The sequence below is a fragment of the Lysobacter panacisoli genome, from assembly GCF_009765165.1.
GTDB lineage: Bacteria > Pseudomonadota > Gammaproteobacteria > Xanthomonadales > Xanthomonadaceae > Lysobacter_J > Lysobacter_J panacisoli.
Map to the genome: position 1 here is coordinate 1,684,868 of NZ_VLNU01000001.1, position 13,223 is coordinate 1,698,090.

Genomic DNA, 13,223 nt, shown 5'->3' on the forward strand with positions numbered 1-13,223 from the left:
ACATGGCCCAAGCCCACTCGCCAGACGCCAACGTCTACTTCGTGCCGCACAGCAGCCGCTGGCCGTTCCTCGGTTCCATCGCGCTGTTCACCACGATGCTCGGCATCGCCAGCTGGTTCAACGAAGTCAGCTGGGGCAAGCCGGTGTTCTTCTTCGGCATCGCGCTGATGTGCGCCGTGCTGTTCGGCTGGTTCAGCGACGTCGTGCGCGAATCGGTGCGCGGCAACTACAACAAGCAGGTCGACACCTCGTTCCGCATGGGGATGATCTGGTTCATCTTCTCCGAGGTGATGTTCTTCGGTGCGTTCTTCGGTGCGCTGTTCTACGCCCGCCAGTACGCGATGCCGTGGCTCGGCGGCGAAGGCGACGGCGTGATGACCAACACGCTGCTGTGGCCGGGCTTCTCGGCCGCGTGGCCGAGCAACGGCCCGGGCGCGATCGGTGGCATCTACCAGACCATCCCGGCCTGGGGCCTGCCGCTGCTCAACACCCTGATCCTGCTGACCTCGGGCGTGACCGTCACCATCGCGCACCACGCGCTGAAGGCCGGCCACCGCAAGCAGCTGCTGGTTTTCCTCGGCCTGACGGTGCTGCTGGGCGCGACGTTCCTGTTCTTCCAGGCCGAGGAGTACATCCACGCCTACAAGGAACTGAACCTGACGCTGGGCTCGGGCATCTACGGTTCGACCTTCTTCATGCTCACCGGCTTCCACGGCGCGCACGTCACGCTCGGCACGATCATGCTGGCGGTGATCTGGTTCCGCTGCCTGAAGGGCCACTTCACCAAGGACAACCACTTCGCATTCGAAGCGGTGGCCTGGTACTGGCACTTCGTGGACGTGGTCTGGCTGGGCCTGTTCCTGTTCGTCTACGTGCTGTAAGACGGCACGGCGATGCGGGTTCCGCGCAGCGGAGCCCGCGGCCAAAACAAGAAGGCGACGGCATGCCGTCGCCCTTTTGTTTTCTGTGAATCACGAAACGCGAAACACCCGTACGGACGTCATGGTCCGCCGTGGAACTTGATCCAGCCCATGTAGTTGGCCAGGACCACGAGCAGGATCAGCGCGATGGACAGCGCGATGCGGCGCGTCAGCGCATTCACGGTGCGCTTGCTCTCACCCTTGTCCACCAGCATGTAATAGAGGCCGGCGCCCAGGTTCCACAGGATGACGATCAGGAACGCGATGATCAGCAGGGTCTTCAGCGAATCGTTCATGGCGGCTTCCGATCGGCCCCGTGACGGGGCGTGCGGCCCATTATCGCAGCGGCCGGCGAGGAAATCGTGAGCCGGCGACGCAATCTCATCGTCGGTTGGACCGCTGCCGTCCTCACGATCGCGCTGTTCGCCAACCTCGGCCTGTGGCAATCGCGACGCGCGGTCGAGAAGCAGGCGATGCTCGACGCCGCCGCGCAGGTGATGGCCAAGCGCACGCTGCAGCCGCTGTCGATCGCCGCCGATCCTGCCCACGCGCGCGACTACGACTGGGCGATCGGCCGTGGTCGATTCGACGAGCGCGACGCGCTGTTGCTGGACAACCAGCAACGCAATGGCCGCGCCGGTGTGCGCGCCTATCGCATCTTCGTGCCCGAACAGGGCGCGCCGCTGCTGGTCGACCTGGGCTGGCTGCTGCTGCCCGGCGATCGCCATCTGCCGCAGATCCCGAAGCCCGAAGGCGACATCGAACTGCGCGGCCTGCTCACCACGCCGCCGTCGACCGGCCTCGCGCTCGGTCCTGCGCTCGCACGACAGGGCGAGGCGTGGCTGATGCCGCGCGTCGACCTGGCCGCGATCGCGCGCGAAACCGGCATGTCCGTACCGCTCGCACCACGCGTGCTGCGCCTGGACCCGGCGCTGCGCATCGGCTACGAGCGCGACCTGGAACTGCTGCCCAACACGCTGCCGCCAGAGCAGCACCGCGGCTACGCCGTGCAATGGTTCGCGCTTGCGCTGGCCGTGTTCGCGACCGCGTTGATCCTGACTTTCCGCAAACGCCGTCGACCATGAGGAGCCTTTGATGAGCGACGACACCCTTCCCGAACGCATCCGCAACCGTAATCGCGTGCTGCTGTTGCTGCTGTTCGCGATGTTCTTCGGCAGCATGCTCGTCGCGGGTCTGCTGCGTTTCTCAGGCTGGCGTCCGCAGGGCACCAAGAACGTCGGTGAACTGCTCGATCCGCCGAGCGACGCACGCGCGTTGTCGCCGCGCCTGGTCGACGGCGGCGAGTACGCATGGAAGTCCGGCGAGCGCATCTGGCGCATCGTCGTCGCGCCGCCCGCGCAGTGCGGCGCGGAATGCGAGCGCGTGGCCGGCGAGATCGACACCGTGTGGCAGCTGTTCGGCAAGGATGCGGATGAAGTCCATGTGCTGTGGCTGTGCGCCACCGCCGATTGCCAGTGGCCGCAGAAGGTCGCGCGACCGGCGACGCTGAAGATCCTTCAGCCCGATGCCGAATTGCGCGCGCGCCTGCCACGTGTGGACCAACCCGGCCCGGGTTTGCCGGCTTACGTCGTGGATCCCTACGGCTTCGTCATTCTGCGTTACCCTCCCGGCTTCGATCCGGGCGGGTTGCGTACCGACGTCGCGCGCCTGGTGAAGGTGAAATGAGCGTCCCCAGCCAACGGACAGACGAGCCGTCCCGCATGACCCTGCCGCACAAACCTGCTCCGTACAGGCATTTCCATCGCATCGCCTGGCTCGCGGTCGCACTCGCGTTCGGCGTGATCGTGTTCGGCGCGTTCGTGCGCCTGTCCAACGCCGGCCTGAGCTGCCCCGACTGGCCGACCTGCTATGGCCGCGCCGCGTGGCCGAGCGCCGCGCACGAAATCGTCGACCACGCCGCGACCGCGATCCGACCGGTCGAAGTGCACAAGGCCTGGCGCGAACAGTTCCACCGCATGATCGCCGGCACGCTGGGCGTGCTGGTCCTGCTGCTCGCGCTGCTGGCCTCGCGCAAGCGCGCATACGGCGCGGCGCAGATCGTCACCGCTGCGGTGCTGGTCGCGATCGGCATCCCGATGTACATGCACGGCGAACACGTGGCCGCATCGCTGCTAGCCATCGCGGGCGAAGCGATCCTGCTGGTCGCGGCGTTGCGCTGGAGCAACATGGACCTCGCGCGCGTGGCGGCGTTCACGCTCGCGGTGATCATCTTCCAGGCACTGCTCGGCATGTGGACCGTCACATGGCTGCTCAAGCCGATCGTGGTGATGGCGCACCTGCTTGGCGGTCTGCTGACGTTCTCGCTGCTGTTGTGGATGGCGTGGCGCTCGACCAACCTGCCGATCCGTCTTGCCGAGGCAGTGACCGTGCGCAGGCTGGTGATCGCCGGCATCGTCGTGCTCGGCGTGCAGATCGCACTGGGCGGCTGGACCAGCGCCAACTATGCCGCGCTCGCCTGCGGCAACGATTTCCCGACCTGCGTCGGCCGCTGGTGGCCGCCGCACGATTTCCGCGAAGGCTTCGTGCTGTGGCGCGGCATCGGCGTCGACTACGAAGGCGGCATCCTCGACGGCGAATCGCGCATCGCGATCCAGCTCGCGCACCGCATGATGGCCGTGGTCGTGTTCGTCTACCTGCTGTGGCTGGCGGCGCGCCTGGTGCGCACGCCGGGCATGCGCGGCTGGGCGACGCTGCTGGGCCTGCTGGTGCTGGCACAGGTCGCGCTGGGCATCGCCAACGTCAAGCTGAGCTTGCCGCTGACGATCGCGGTGATGCACAACGCCGGCGCGGTGCTGCTGCTGTTCGTGCTGGTTTCGCTGCTGGCGCGCCTGCGCTCGCCCGAACCGTGACGGCCGCCGCCATGCCAAAAGCAACCGCCAAGCAGTACTGGGACCTGACCAAGCCACGCGTGGTCGCGCTGATCGTGTTCACCGCGCTGGTGGGTATGTTCCTCGCGGTACCCGGCCTGCCGCCACTGCGCGAATCGGTGCTGGGCTTCCTCGGCATCTGGCTGGCTGCGTCGAGTGCCGCCGCGATCAACCAGCTGCTGGACTCGCGCATCGACGCGAAGATGGCGCGCACGTCGTGGCGCCCCATCGTCGCCGGACAGATCACGCCGACGCAGGCGCTGGTGTTCGCGCTGATCCTCGCCGCGTTGTCGATGACGATCCTGGTGCTGTGGGTCAACACGATCACCGCCGTGCTCACCTTCGCATCGCTGATCGGCTACGCGGTGATCTACACCGTGTTCCTCAAGCGCGCGACGCCGCAGAACATCGTGATCGGCGGCATCGCCGGCGCGGCGCCGCCGCTGCTGGGCTGGGCGTCCATCACCGGCATGCGCGGCGAGTGGGACTGGCCGCACGCGCTGCTGTTGGTGCTGATCATCTTCGTGTGGACGCCGCCGCATTTCTGGGCGCTGGCGATCTTCCGTCGCGCCGACTACGCACGCGCGATGGTGCCGATGCTGCCGGTCACGCACGGCGTGGAGTACACGCGCTGGCAGATCCTGTTCTACACGGTGCTGCTGGTCGCGGTGACGGTGCTGCCGTGGGCCGCGGGCATGAGCGGACTCTTCTACCTCGGCGGCGCGCTGGTACTGGGCGTGGTGTTCCTGGGCTATGCCTGGAAGCTGATGAACCCGCCCGACGAGATGTACGCGATGAAGGTCTTCAACTACTCCATCGTCTACCTGATGGCGCTGTTCGCTTTCCTGCTGCTCGACCACTGGCTGATGCCGCTGCTGGCGCCGTCGCCGGTGATGGAATTCCAGCCGCACGCCTGATCAACGCACCGTAACGTCCATCGAGGGGAATCGATGCTGCGCAATCGCCTGGGCCTGGCCCTGTTGTCGTCACTGACCGCATTCGTCGCCGCCGGTAGCGCGCACGCGGAAGCCTTGGTGGATACAAGTGTGGAGACCGCGCCGCAGGGCGGCGAGGTAGTGGTCACGGCACAGCGCCTGCTCGATGTGCGCAGTGGGCGGATGATCGAGAACCCGCAGGTACTCGTGCGCGATGGACGCATCGTCGAGGTAGGCCGTGTCGGCGCCAGTGTGCCGGCCGGTGCGCGTCGCATCGATCTACCCGGGATGACGCTGCTGCCGGGCCTGATCGACATGCACGTGCACCTGGATGCGGACCCTGGTTACGGCGGCTACACCGGCCTGCAGTTCAACGATCGCTTCTGGTCGATGGTGTCGGTGGTGCACGCGCAGCGCACGCTGATGGCGGGCTTCACCACCGTGCGCAATGTCGGCTCCGACGACTGGAACGACGTCGGTCTGCGCGAAGCGATCGACGAGGGCAAGCTCACCGGCCCGCGCATCGTCACCGCTGCGTACTCGTTCGGATCGACCGGCGGTCATTGCGATTCCACGTTCTTCCCGCCGTCGATGGACGAGCGCAGCCCGTACAACGCCGACACACCGGAAGAGGGGCGCAAGCGCGTGCGCGAACTGCGCAAGTACGGCGCGCAGGTCATCAAGATCTGCGCCACCGGCGGCGTGTTCTCGCGCAATACCGAACCCGGCCAGCAGCAGATGAGCCTGGGCGAGATGAAGGCGATCGCGGACGAAGCGCACCAGTGGGGCCTGAAGGTCGCCGCGCACGCGCACGGCGCCGCTGGCATCAAGGACGCGATCCGCGCCGGCATCGACACCATCGAACACGCCAGCCTGATCGACGATGAAGGCATCCGCCTGGCCAGGCAGCACGGCGCGTGGCTGTCGATGGACATCTACAACACCGACTACACGCAGGCCGAGGGTCGCAGGAACGGCGTCCTCGAAGACAACCTGCGCAAGGATCGCGAAGTCGGCGACATCCAGCGCGAGAACTTCCGTCGCGCGCACGCCGCCGGCGCGAAGATGGTGTTCGGCACCGACGCCGGCATCTATCCGCACGGAGACAACGCGAAGCAGTTCGCGGTGATGGTGCGATATGGCATGACGCCGCTGCAGGCGATCCAGGCGGCCACGCTGAGCGCCTCGCAGGCGCTGGGCCGCGACGACGTGGGTGTGGTCGAAGCGAACCGCTTCGCGGACATGATCGCCGTTCCCGGCGATCCGACCCGCGACGTCGCGCAGCTCGAACACGTGCCCTTCGTGATGAAGGGCGGCGTAGTGGTGAAGGACGCGACGACGCGCTGATTCGCGCTACTGCGCCGCGATGCGCGGCGCCATCTCCGCGTCGATCAGCTTGGTCGCCGACGGCAGGCGATGCGGGTCGAGCAGCGCGGCCATCATCGGGTCGGACGGATAGCGCGTACCGTCGAACTCCATCGCGACCGTGCCCGCGTCGTCGCCGTTGCCCACGCTCACCAGCAGGTCGTGCCAGCCGCGGTTGACGCGGCTGCCGACCAGGATCGGCGCGCGCACCGAGATCGACTCGCCAACCAGCGTGTCGCCGTCCTTGCCGCCGTGGAAGACCAGCAGCGTGCAGCCGTCGGCCTGGCACCAGTTCTGGTCGTCGAGGAGCATCAGCAGGTCGGGCGTGCCGTCGTCGTCGAGGTCCGGCGTCGCGTCGCGATGCGCCGGCACTTCGTGGATGCTGCGCGAGGCGAGGAATGCGGTGAGCGCCTTGTCGGCACGCTGCTTCTGGTCGACCGGGGCGGGAAGCGGCACGCTGGCCTGCTCATCGCCGCGCGGCTGGGTGCTGCATCCGGCGACGGCGAAGCTGACCAGGACGATGGTCGTGAACAGGCTGCGCATGGTTCGCTCTCCGCCGTAGCTGGAACGAGCTTGCGCCCGCGCGCGTGGTGGCGGAGTGATCGAACGCGCGCCGCCGTGGCCGGGGGGACCGCACATGCGGGACCGGGCCGGACGGCCGCGGCCCCGCGCGCTGGTTGGCCTACTTCGTGCCGTCGCCGGTCAGGTTCTGCTGCCAGAACAGCATCGTCGCCGCGGTGAAGTAGTCCACGTTGCTCTTCTTCCTGAAGCCGTGGCCCTCGTCGTCGAACAGCAGGTACCACACCGGCTGGCCGTTGTCGCGCACCGCCTTCACGATCTGCTCTGCTTCGGTGTAGGGCACGCGCGGATCGTTCTTGCCCTGCGCGACGAACAGCTTGGAGCGGATGCGGTCGGCGTGGTTGAGCGGCGAGATCTCCTCGAACACCTTCGCCATCTGCGGATCGCGCTCATCGCCGTACTCGGCGCGTCGCAGGTCGCGGCGGTAACTTTCGGTGTTCTTGAGGAACGTACCGAAGTGCGAGATGCCGACGATGTCGACGCCCGCTCGGATGCGATCGCTGTAATGCATCAGCGAGGACAGCACCATGTAGCCACCATAGCTGCCGCCGTACACGCCCACGCGCGTGGCATCGAGTTCCGGCTGCTGTGCGACCCAGTCCAGCAGCGCGCCGATGTCCTTGACCGAATCCTCGCGCTTGTCGGCGTTGTCGAGACCGAGGTAGGTCTTGCCGTAACCTTCCGATCCGCGCACGTTCGGCAACAGCATGGCCACGCCGAGTTCGTTCGCGAGGAACTGCGCGGTCGGATTGAACGTCGGCAGCGACTGGCCTTCCGGCCCGCCGTGGATGTTGATCACCACCGGCAGCTTCTTGCCGGCTGGCGCATTGGCTGGACGGTAGTAGAACGCGGGGATCGTGCGCGGTTTGCCGTCGACGCTGTCGAAGGTCGGGTAGTGCACCAGCGTCGGCGCGACGAACTTCGAAGGATCCAGTCCGCCGACTTCGCTCTGCGTCCAGCGCGTCAGCTTCGTCGAACCGGGCTCGATCACGTACACGTCGCTCGGCGACGTCGCCGAGTTCATCGTCACCGCCAGGCGCTTGCTGTCGGGCGAGAAGCCGAGGTTGACGACCAGTCCGATCGGCAGCTCCGGCAGCTTCACCGGCTTGTGCGAGGGCAGCGCAAGTACATGCAGCTTGTAGATGCCGTCCTCGTTGGTGGTGTACGCGAGGTGCTTGCCGTCGTCGGAGATCTCCAGGTCCACCACGTCCCACGGCGTCGATGCGGTGAGCACGTCGAACTTGCGCGTCGCCGGGTTGTGGTAGCGCAGCGTGTGGAATTCCTGTGCCTTGCCGTCGAGGGGCTCGTCGGAAATGAAATAGACCGACTTGCCATCCGGCGCGAACTTGAAGCCGTTGAACGAAGCCTTGCCGCCATCGACCGGGAACATCTCCAGCTTGCCGCTGTCGACATCGACCACGCCCGGGTACGACTCGGCGGCGGACACGTACTTCATCACCAGCAGGCGCTTGCCGTCGGGCGAGAAGTCCATCGCGTTCCATTGGCCGCCTTCGGTGACGAGCGTGCGCGGCTGTTTCGTCGCGAAATCCATCACCCAGATGTCGGTGTCCTTGCCGTTGCGCGCGGTGCTGCTCCATGCGAAGCGCTGGCCGTCGTGCGAGAACAGCGGCCCCTGGTTACGCGCCTTGCCGTCGGTGAGCAGCGTGGTGTTGCGCGATTTCAGGTCGAACCAGTGCAGCTGCCAGAACTCGTTGCCGCCGACGTCCTTGCCGAACACGAAACCATCGAGCTTCGACTTGGCCGGCGCGGTCGCGATGGCCGCGAGCGGTTCGGGGTAGAAGGTGAGCTGCTCGCGCATTCCCATCGGCTGGCACACGCGATGCGCCTGCGCCGTCTCGGCGAAACGCGTGCTGATCAGCATGCAGTCGCCACGCCAGCCGGCGAAGGTCGCGCCGCGCGTGTTCTGGTAGCGGTTGAGCTGTTCGACCAGTGGGGGCGGGATCGCGGGAATGTTCTCGCTGGTGCGGTTGCCGACCTGCTCGCGCGCGACTGTCGGCGCGGTCTGGGCGAAGGCCGGGAACGCCGCGAGCAGCAGCGCGGACGCGAGGACGGTCGTGCGTGGCGACATCGGGATTCCCCTGGGAGACGGAAGCCCGAGCTTATCGCGGGTCGTCTTTGCGGTGCAGGGCCGGAGTGCAGGGTTCCGGAATGCCGCAGGAACTTCCGGCGATCAGGTTCCGCGCACGCGCATCAGGCTGGATGCGGCAACCAGCTCGCGCAATTCCTGCTTCTCGGCATCGACCAGCGTCGCCACGCGCGATTGCAGTTCCTCGATGCGCTGCCTCACGGCCTGCGCATCCAACCGCGCGATGGCGTCGAGGAACGATTGCTGGCGACGATCGGCATCGTCGAGGACGCGCGTGTCGAGTGGCGTCGCGGCGGTCGTCTCGACCGCGCGCGAGGTGGCGAGCTTGGTCAGCGCAGGCGCTTCGCTTCGATCGGCGAAGTGTTCCAGGATCATGCCGGTGGAGATGTCGGGCCGCTCGTGTACCAGCTCGACGAGTTCGACGAGCAGGCCGATGCCAGGCTGGTCGAGCGATGCGAAATGCAGCGACGACGGCAACGCGAGCGCGACCGCCGGCTGTTGCAACAGCATGGTGATGGCGCTGCGCACCAGCGAGGGCTTCGATGCCTGCGGGGTCGTGGCGGCGTTGCGCGGACGTGCGGGCGTGGCCGGCTCGGTCGCGGCGCGTGCGCCGACGCCAGTGAGCTCGGTCAGGCGCTGCTTCATCAGGTCGCCGAACGCGCCGTCGGGAATCTGCGCGAGCAGCGGCTTGGCGCGTTCGGCCAGGCGGCCGCGGCCTTCGAGCGTGGACAGGTTTACGTCGGTGCTGAGTGAATCGAAGAAGAACTGCGACAACGGCGTGGCTTGCTGCAGTCGCGCATCGAAACCGTCGCGACCTTCGTGGCGCACCAGCGAATCCGGATCCTCGCCGTCGGGCAGGAACAGGAAGAACGCCTGGCGTCCGTCCTTCATGCGCGGCAGGACGGACTCCACCGCCTTCCACGCCGCGCCGCGACCGGCGCGGTCGCCGTCGAAGCAGAAGAAGACATCGGGCGCGTTGCGGAACAGCAGCTCCGCGTGATCGGGCGTGGTCGCGGTGCCGAGCGTCGCCACGGCGGTGTCGATGCCGTTCTGGAACAGCGCGATCACATCCATGTAGCCCTCGACCACGATCAGCCGCGGGATCTTGTTGTGCGTCTGGCGCACCTGCCACAGGCCGTAGAGTTCGCGGCCTTTGTGGAAGAGCTCGGTCTCGGGCGAGTTGAGGTATTTCGGCCCGTTTTCCTTGTCGAGCACGCGGCCGCCGAAGGCGATCGTGCGCCCGCGCCGGTCGTGGATCGGGAACATCACGCGGTCGCGGAACTTGTCGTAGACATGGCCGCGGTCGTTCTTCGAGAACAGCCCCGCGCGCTCGAGCAGTTTCATCCGGCGCGGATCGGTGCCGAGCCCATCGCGCAGCGCGCTGAAGCCGTCGGGTGCGTAGCCGAGCGAGAAGCGCGCACGCGTATCGGCGTCGACGCCGCGACTGTCGAAGTAACCCAGCGCGCGGCCGTTGGTGGCGAGCTGCTTCTGGAAGAACCTCGACGCCTCCTCGATCGCGGTGAACAGGTCCTGGCTGTCGGGATTGGCGTTGCGCTGGTGCGTGTCGCGCGGCACTTCCACGCCCAGTCGCTTGGCGAGGTCTTCCACCGCGTCGAGGAACTCGAGGCGGTCGTAGTTCATCAGGAAGCTGATCGCGGTGCCATGCGCGCCGCAGCCGAAGCAGTGATAGAACTGCTTGGTCGGCGAGACGGTGAAGCTGGGCGAGCGCTCGTCGTGGAACGGACAGCGCGCCGAATACTCCTTGCCCTGGCGTTTCAACGGCACGCGCGTGCCGATCACCTCGACGATGTCGGTGCGGGCGAGCAGGTCGTCGATGAATGCGTCGGGGATGCGGGCCATCGTGGTTAGGATGCCATGCGCGGAAGCGACGAAGCCGGGCGACGCCCGGCTTCGTGCATTTGGATCGAGCCCGCAGGCTGCGGGCCGGAAACCGTTATGGCGACAGGCGCTTCTTCACCAGCGCCGATACCTGGCCCATGTCGGCCTGGCCGGCGAGCTTGGCCTTGAGCGGGCCCATCAGCTTGCCCATGTCGGCCGGGCCGCTGGCACCGGTCTCGGCGATGGCGGCGTCGATCGCGGCCAGGATCTCGGCTTCGCCCATCTTGGCGGGGATGTAGCGCTCGATCACGACGATCTCGTCGCGCTCGACCTGGGCCAGGTCCTCGCGGCTCGCCGCTTCGTACTGGGTGACCGAGTCCTTGCGCTGCTTGACCATCTTGTCGAGCACGGCGATCACGGCGGCGTCGTCCAGCTCGATGCGCTCGTCGACTTCCTTCTGCTTGATCGCGGCGTTGATCAGGCGGATCACGGACAGGCTGTGCTTGTCGCCGCCCTTCATGGCGGCCTTCATGTCGTCGGTGAGTCGCTGCTTGAGGCTCATCGGTCTGCTCCTTGGCTCATCGCGCGGCCGGCGCGCGGACGGGGTGGCGGGTGCTCCGGAAACCGGTGTCCGGAACGGGGATCTGGAAACGCAAAAAGCCGGCAGCGCTGGGCGCGGCCGGCTCATGCGATGCGTTCAGGAGCGGGTCGCGCGTTGCGCGGGCCCGCCGGACGCGATCAGTACAGGCGCTGACGCTTGGTCACGTCGCGCGAGGCGCGGCGCGCCTGGCGCTTCACCGCGGCGGCGGCCTTGCGCTTGCGTTCCTGGGTCGGCTTCTCGTAGAACTCGCGCTTGCGGGTCTCGGCCAGAACGCCGGCCTTCTCGCAGGTGCGCTTGAAGCGACGCAGAGCAAACTCAAAAGGCTCGTTTTCGCGGACTTTGACGCTGGGCATACGTAATCTCGTTTCGGTAACCGGCCCGGGCAGGCCGGGGAAGAGCCGCGCATTATAGCGGTGGCCTCCTTGAAGGTGCAACATAGGCCCACATTCTGGACGCAGGTCCTTGAATACACACGCCCAAGGCCGCGTTCCGGCGCGCCGGGCGTGCCCCTTCGTCCCCCGGCGGAACCCCTTCCCGTGAAAGTCCTCGGCATCGAAACCAGCTGCGACGAGACCGGCGTGGCCGTGTACGACACGCAGGCCGGCCTGCGTGCGCACGCGCTCTACAGCCAGATCGCCCTGCACGCCGAATACGGTGGCGTGGTCCCCGAACTGGCCAGCCGCGACCACGTGCGCAAACTGGTCCCGCTGGTGCGGCAGACCCTTGCCGAGGCCGGGATGACCGCCTCGGACCTCGATGGCGTGGCCTACACGGCCGGTCCGGGGCTGGTCGGCGCGCTGCTGGTCGGCGCGGGCGTGGCGCGTTCCCTGGCCTGGGCGCTGGACGTCCCGGCGATCGGCGTCCATCACATGGAAGGCCACCTGCTGGCGCCGCTGCTGGAGGACGATCCCGCGCGCGGGCGCCCCGAGCCGCCGTTCGTGGCGCTGCTGGTCTCCGGCGGCCATACCCAGCTGGTCCACGTGGAGGAGATCGGCCGCTACCGCCTGCTGGGCGAGACCCTGGACGACGCGGCCGGCGAGGCCTTCGACAAGACCGCGAAGCTGATGGGCCTGCCGTATCCGGGCGGCCCGCAATTGGCCGCGCTGGCCGAACAGGGGCGCCCGGGCGCATTCAAGTTCGCCCGCCCGATGACCGACCGCCCCGGCCTGGACTTCAGCTTCAGTGGCCTGAAGACCCAGGTGCTGCTGGCCTGGCAGGACAGCGACCGCAGCGATGCGGTGCGCGCCGACATCGCACGCGGCTTCGAGGACGCGGTGGTCGACACATTGGCGATCAAGTGCCAGCGCGCGCTCGACGCGGCGGGGTGCGACACGCTCGTGGTGGCCGGCGGCGTCGGCGCGAACAAGCGGCTGCGCGCGAAGCTCGACGAGATGACCCGCCAGCGCGGGGGGCGGGTGAGCTTCCCGCGTCCGGCGTTCTGCACCGACAACGGCGCGATGATCGCCTTCGCCGGCGCGCTGCGCCTGGAAGCCGGACAGCACGGCGATCTCTCCGTCCGCGTCACGCCACGCTGGGACATGGCGACGCTGGAGGCGGTGGCGCGCCGGGATTCGTAGAATCTCCACGACGCTTCACCCCGAAGCTCCACTTCCGAATCGCGAACCCCGGGCATCATGGACCACGTCTTCATCGAAGGCCTCGAGATCGAGGCGCTGATCGGCATCTACGACTGGGAGCGGCGCATCCGCCAGCCGCTGGTGTTCGACATCGAGATGGCCTTCGACAACCGCGTGCCCGCGGCCAGCGACGCCATCGAGGACACGCTCAACTACAAGGCGGTGAGCAAGCGCATCGTCGACTACGTGAGCCAGTCCGATTTCGGGCTGGTGGAAACACTGGCCGAACGCGTCGCGCAGATCATCCTCAGCGAGTTCGGCGTAAGCCGCGTGAAGCTCAAGCTCAGCAAGCCCGGTGCGGTGCGTGGCGCGCGCGCGGTCGGCGTGAGCATCGAACGCTCCGCCTCCTGAT

Annotated in this window: 14 protein-coding genes; 8 read left to right on the top strand and 6 right to left on the bottom strand. The window is 67.4% G+C overall.

The window, feature by feature from the left end:
- Positions 1-2 precede the first annotated feature (2 nt).
- Entirely contained in the window at positions 3-881 is an 879-nt protein-coding gene (locus FOF45_RS07975; protein WP_158983728.1) for a cytochrome c oxidase subunit 3, read from the top strand.
- Between the two features lie 119 nt (positions 882-1,000).
- On the opposite strand, the gene FOF45_RS07980 is transcribed toward FOF45_RS07975, so the two are convergent.
- Positions 1,001-1,216 carry a twin transmembrane helix small protein gene (locus FOF45_RS07980; protein WP_158983730.1) on the bottom strand — a complete coding sequence of 72 codons (216 nt, stop codon included), beginning with the start codon at positions 1,214-1,216 and terminating at the stop codon, positions 1,001-1,003.
- 30 nt (positions 1,217-1,246) lie between these two features.
- On the opposite strand from FOF45_RS07980, the gene FOF45_RS07985 reads away from it, so the two are divergent.
- Genes FOF45_RS07985 through FOF45_RS08005 form a run of 5 tightly spaced genes read left to right on the top strand, consistent with a single transcriptional unit; the run spans position 1,247 to position 6,090 of the window.
- The gene (locus tag FOF45_RS07985) at positions 1,247-2,005 is read left to right on the top strand and encodes an SURF1 family protein (RefSeq protein ID WP_233264091.1); all 759 of its coding nucleotides are present in this window, start codon (positions 1,247-1,249) and stop codon (positions 2,003-2,005) included.
- A gap of 10 nt (positions 2,006-2,015) precedes the next feature.
- Positions 2,016-2,606 (top strand): hypothetical protein, encoded by a 591-nt coding sequence (locus tag FOF45_RS07990; RefSeq protein ID WP_158983732.1) that lies wholly within the window; start codon positions 2,016-2,018, stop codon positions 2,604-2,606.
- 35 nt (positions 2,607-2,641) lie between these two features.
- On the top strand, positions 2,642-3,790 hold the full coding sequence (locus FOF45_RS07995; protein ID WP_158983734.1) for a COX15/CtaA family protein: 1,149 nt from the start codon (positions 2,642-2,644) through the stop codon (positions 3,788-3,790).
- A gap of 11 nt (positions 3,791-3,801) precedes the next feature.
- Positions 3,802-4,725: a heme o synthase gene (locus FOF45_RS08000; protein WP_158983736.1), complete on the top strand. Its 924-nt coding sequence runs from the start codon at positions 3,802-3,804 to the stop codon at positions 4,723-4,725.
- Positions 4,726-4,758: 33 nt separating this feature from the next.
- Positions 4,759-6,090 (top strand): Xaa-Pro dipeptidase, encoded by a 1,332-nt coding sequence (locus tag FOF45_RS08005; protein WP_158983738.1) that lies wholly within the window; start codon positions 4,759-4,761, stop codon positions 6,088-6,090.
- 6 nt (positions 6,091-6,096) lie between these two features.
- Here the strand turns inward: FOF45_RS08005 and FOF45_RS08010 are convergent, their stop codons facing one another.
- From FOF45_RS08010 to rpsU, 5 genes are all read right to left on the bottom strand, one after another.
- Positions 6,097-6,651, bottom strand: a complete 555-nt coding sequence (locus tag FOF45_RS08010; protein ID WP_158983740.1) for a hypothetical protein — start codon at positions 6,649-6,651, stop codon at positions 6,097-6,099.
- Positions 6,652-6,790: 139 nt separating this feature from the next.
- Complete coding sequence (locus FOF45_RS08015) at positions 6,791-8,776, bottom strand: S9 family peptidase (RefSeq protein ID WP_158983742.1); 1,986 nt, start codon at positions 8,774-8,776, stop codon at positions 6,791-6,793.
- Positions 8,777-8,878: 102 nt separating this feature from the next.
- Entirely contained in the window at positions 8,879-10,654 is a 1,776-nt protein-coding gene (dnaG, locus tag FOF45_RS08020) for a DNA primase (RefSeq protein ID WP_158983744.1), read from the bottom strand.
- A gap of 94 nt (positions 10,655-10,748) precedes the next feature.
- Positions 10,749-11,195 (bottom strand): GatB/YqeY domain-containing protein, encoded by a 447-nt coding sequence (locus tag FOF45_RS08025; protein ID WP_158983746.1) that lies wholly within the window; start codon positions 11,193-11,195, stop codon positions 10,749-10,751.
- Positions 11,196-11,371: 176 nt separating this feature from the next.
- The gene (gene rpsU / locus FOF45_RS08030) at positions 11,372-11,587 is read right to left on the bottom strand and encodes a 30S ribosomal protein S21 (protein ID WP_031371286.1); all 216 of its coding nucleotides are present in this window, start codon (positions 11,585-11,587) and stop codon (positions 11,372-11,374) included.
- Positions 11,588-11,770: 183 nt separating this feature from the next.
- On the opposite strand from rpsU, the gene tsaD reads away from it, so the two are divergent.
- Complete coding sequence (tsaD, locus tag FOF45_RS08035; protein WP_158983748.1) at positions 11,771-12,811, top strand: tRNA (adenosine(37)-N6)-threonylcarbamoyltransferase complex transferase subunit TsaD; 1,041 nt, start codon at positions 11,771-11,773, stop codon at positions 12,809-12,811.
- A 57-nt stretch (positions 12,812-12,868) separates the two neighbouring features.
- Positions 12,869-13,222: a dihydroneopterin aldolase gene (folB, locus tag FOF45_RS08040; RefSeq protein WP_158983749.1), complete on the top strand. Its 354-nt coding sequence runs from the start codon at positions 12,869-12,871 to the stop codon at positions 13,220-13,222.
- Position 13,223 lies beyond the last annotated feature (1 nt).

Bases quoted from the DNA above. Each gene is read 5' to 3' on its own strand.
- FOF45_RS07975 (WP_158983728.1), top strand. From the start codon at position 3: ATGGCCCAAGCCCACTCGCCAGACGCCAACGTCTACTTCGTGCCGCAC.
- FOF45_RS07980 (WP_158983730.1), bottom strand. From the start codon at position 1,216: ATGAACGATTCGCTGAAGACCCTGCTGATCATCGCGTTCCTGATCGTC.
- FOF45_RS07990 (WP_158983732.1), top strand. From the start codon at position 2,016: ATGAGCGACGACACCCTTCCCGAACGCATCCGCAACCGTAATCGCGTG.
- FOF45_RS07995 (WP_158983734.1), top strand. From the start codon at position 2,642: ATGACCCTGCCGCACAAACCTGCTCCGTACAGGCATTTCCATCGCATC.
- FOF45_RS08000 (WP_158983736.1), top strand. From the start codon at position 3,802: ATGCCAAAAGCAACCGCCAAGCAGTACTGGGACCTGACCAAGCCACGC.
- FOF45_RS08005 (WP_158983738.1), top strand. From the start codon at position 4,759: ATGCTGCGCAATCGCCTGGGCCTGGCCCTGTTGTCGTCACTGACCGCA.
- FOF45_RS08010 (WP_158983740.1), bottom strand. From the start codon at position 6,651: ATGCGCAGCCTGTTCACGACCATCGTCCTGGTCAGCTTCGCCGTCGCC.
- FOF45_RS08015 (WP_158983742.1), bottom strand. From the start codon at position 8,776: ATGTCGCCACGCACGACCGTCCTCGCGTCCGCGCTGCTGCTCGCGGCG.
- dnaG (WP_158983744.1), bottom strand. From the start codon at position 10,654: ATGGCCCGCATCCCCGACGCATTCATCGACGACCTGCTCGCCCGCACC.
- FOF45_RS08025 (WP_158983746.1), bottom strand. From the start codon at position 11,195: ATGAGCCTCAAGCAGCGACTCACCGACGACATGAAGGCCGCCATGAAG.
- rpsU (WP_031371286.1), bottom strand. From the start codon at position 11,587: ATGCCCAGCGTCAAAGTCCGCGAAAACGAGCCTTTTGAGTTTGCTCTG.
- folB (WP_158983749.1), top strand. From the start codon at position 12,869: ATGGACCACGTCTTCATCGAAGGCCTCGAGATCGAGGCGCTGATCGGC.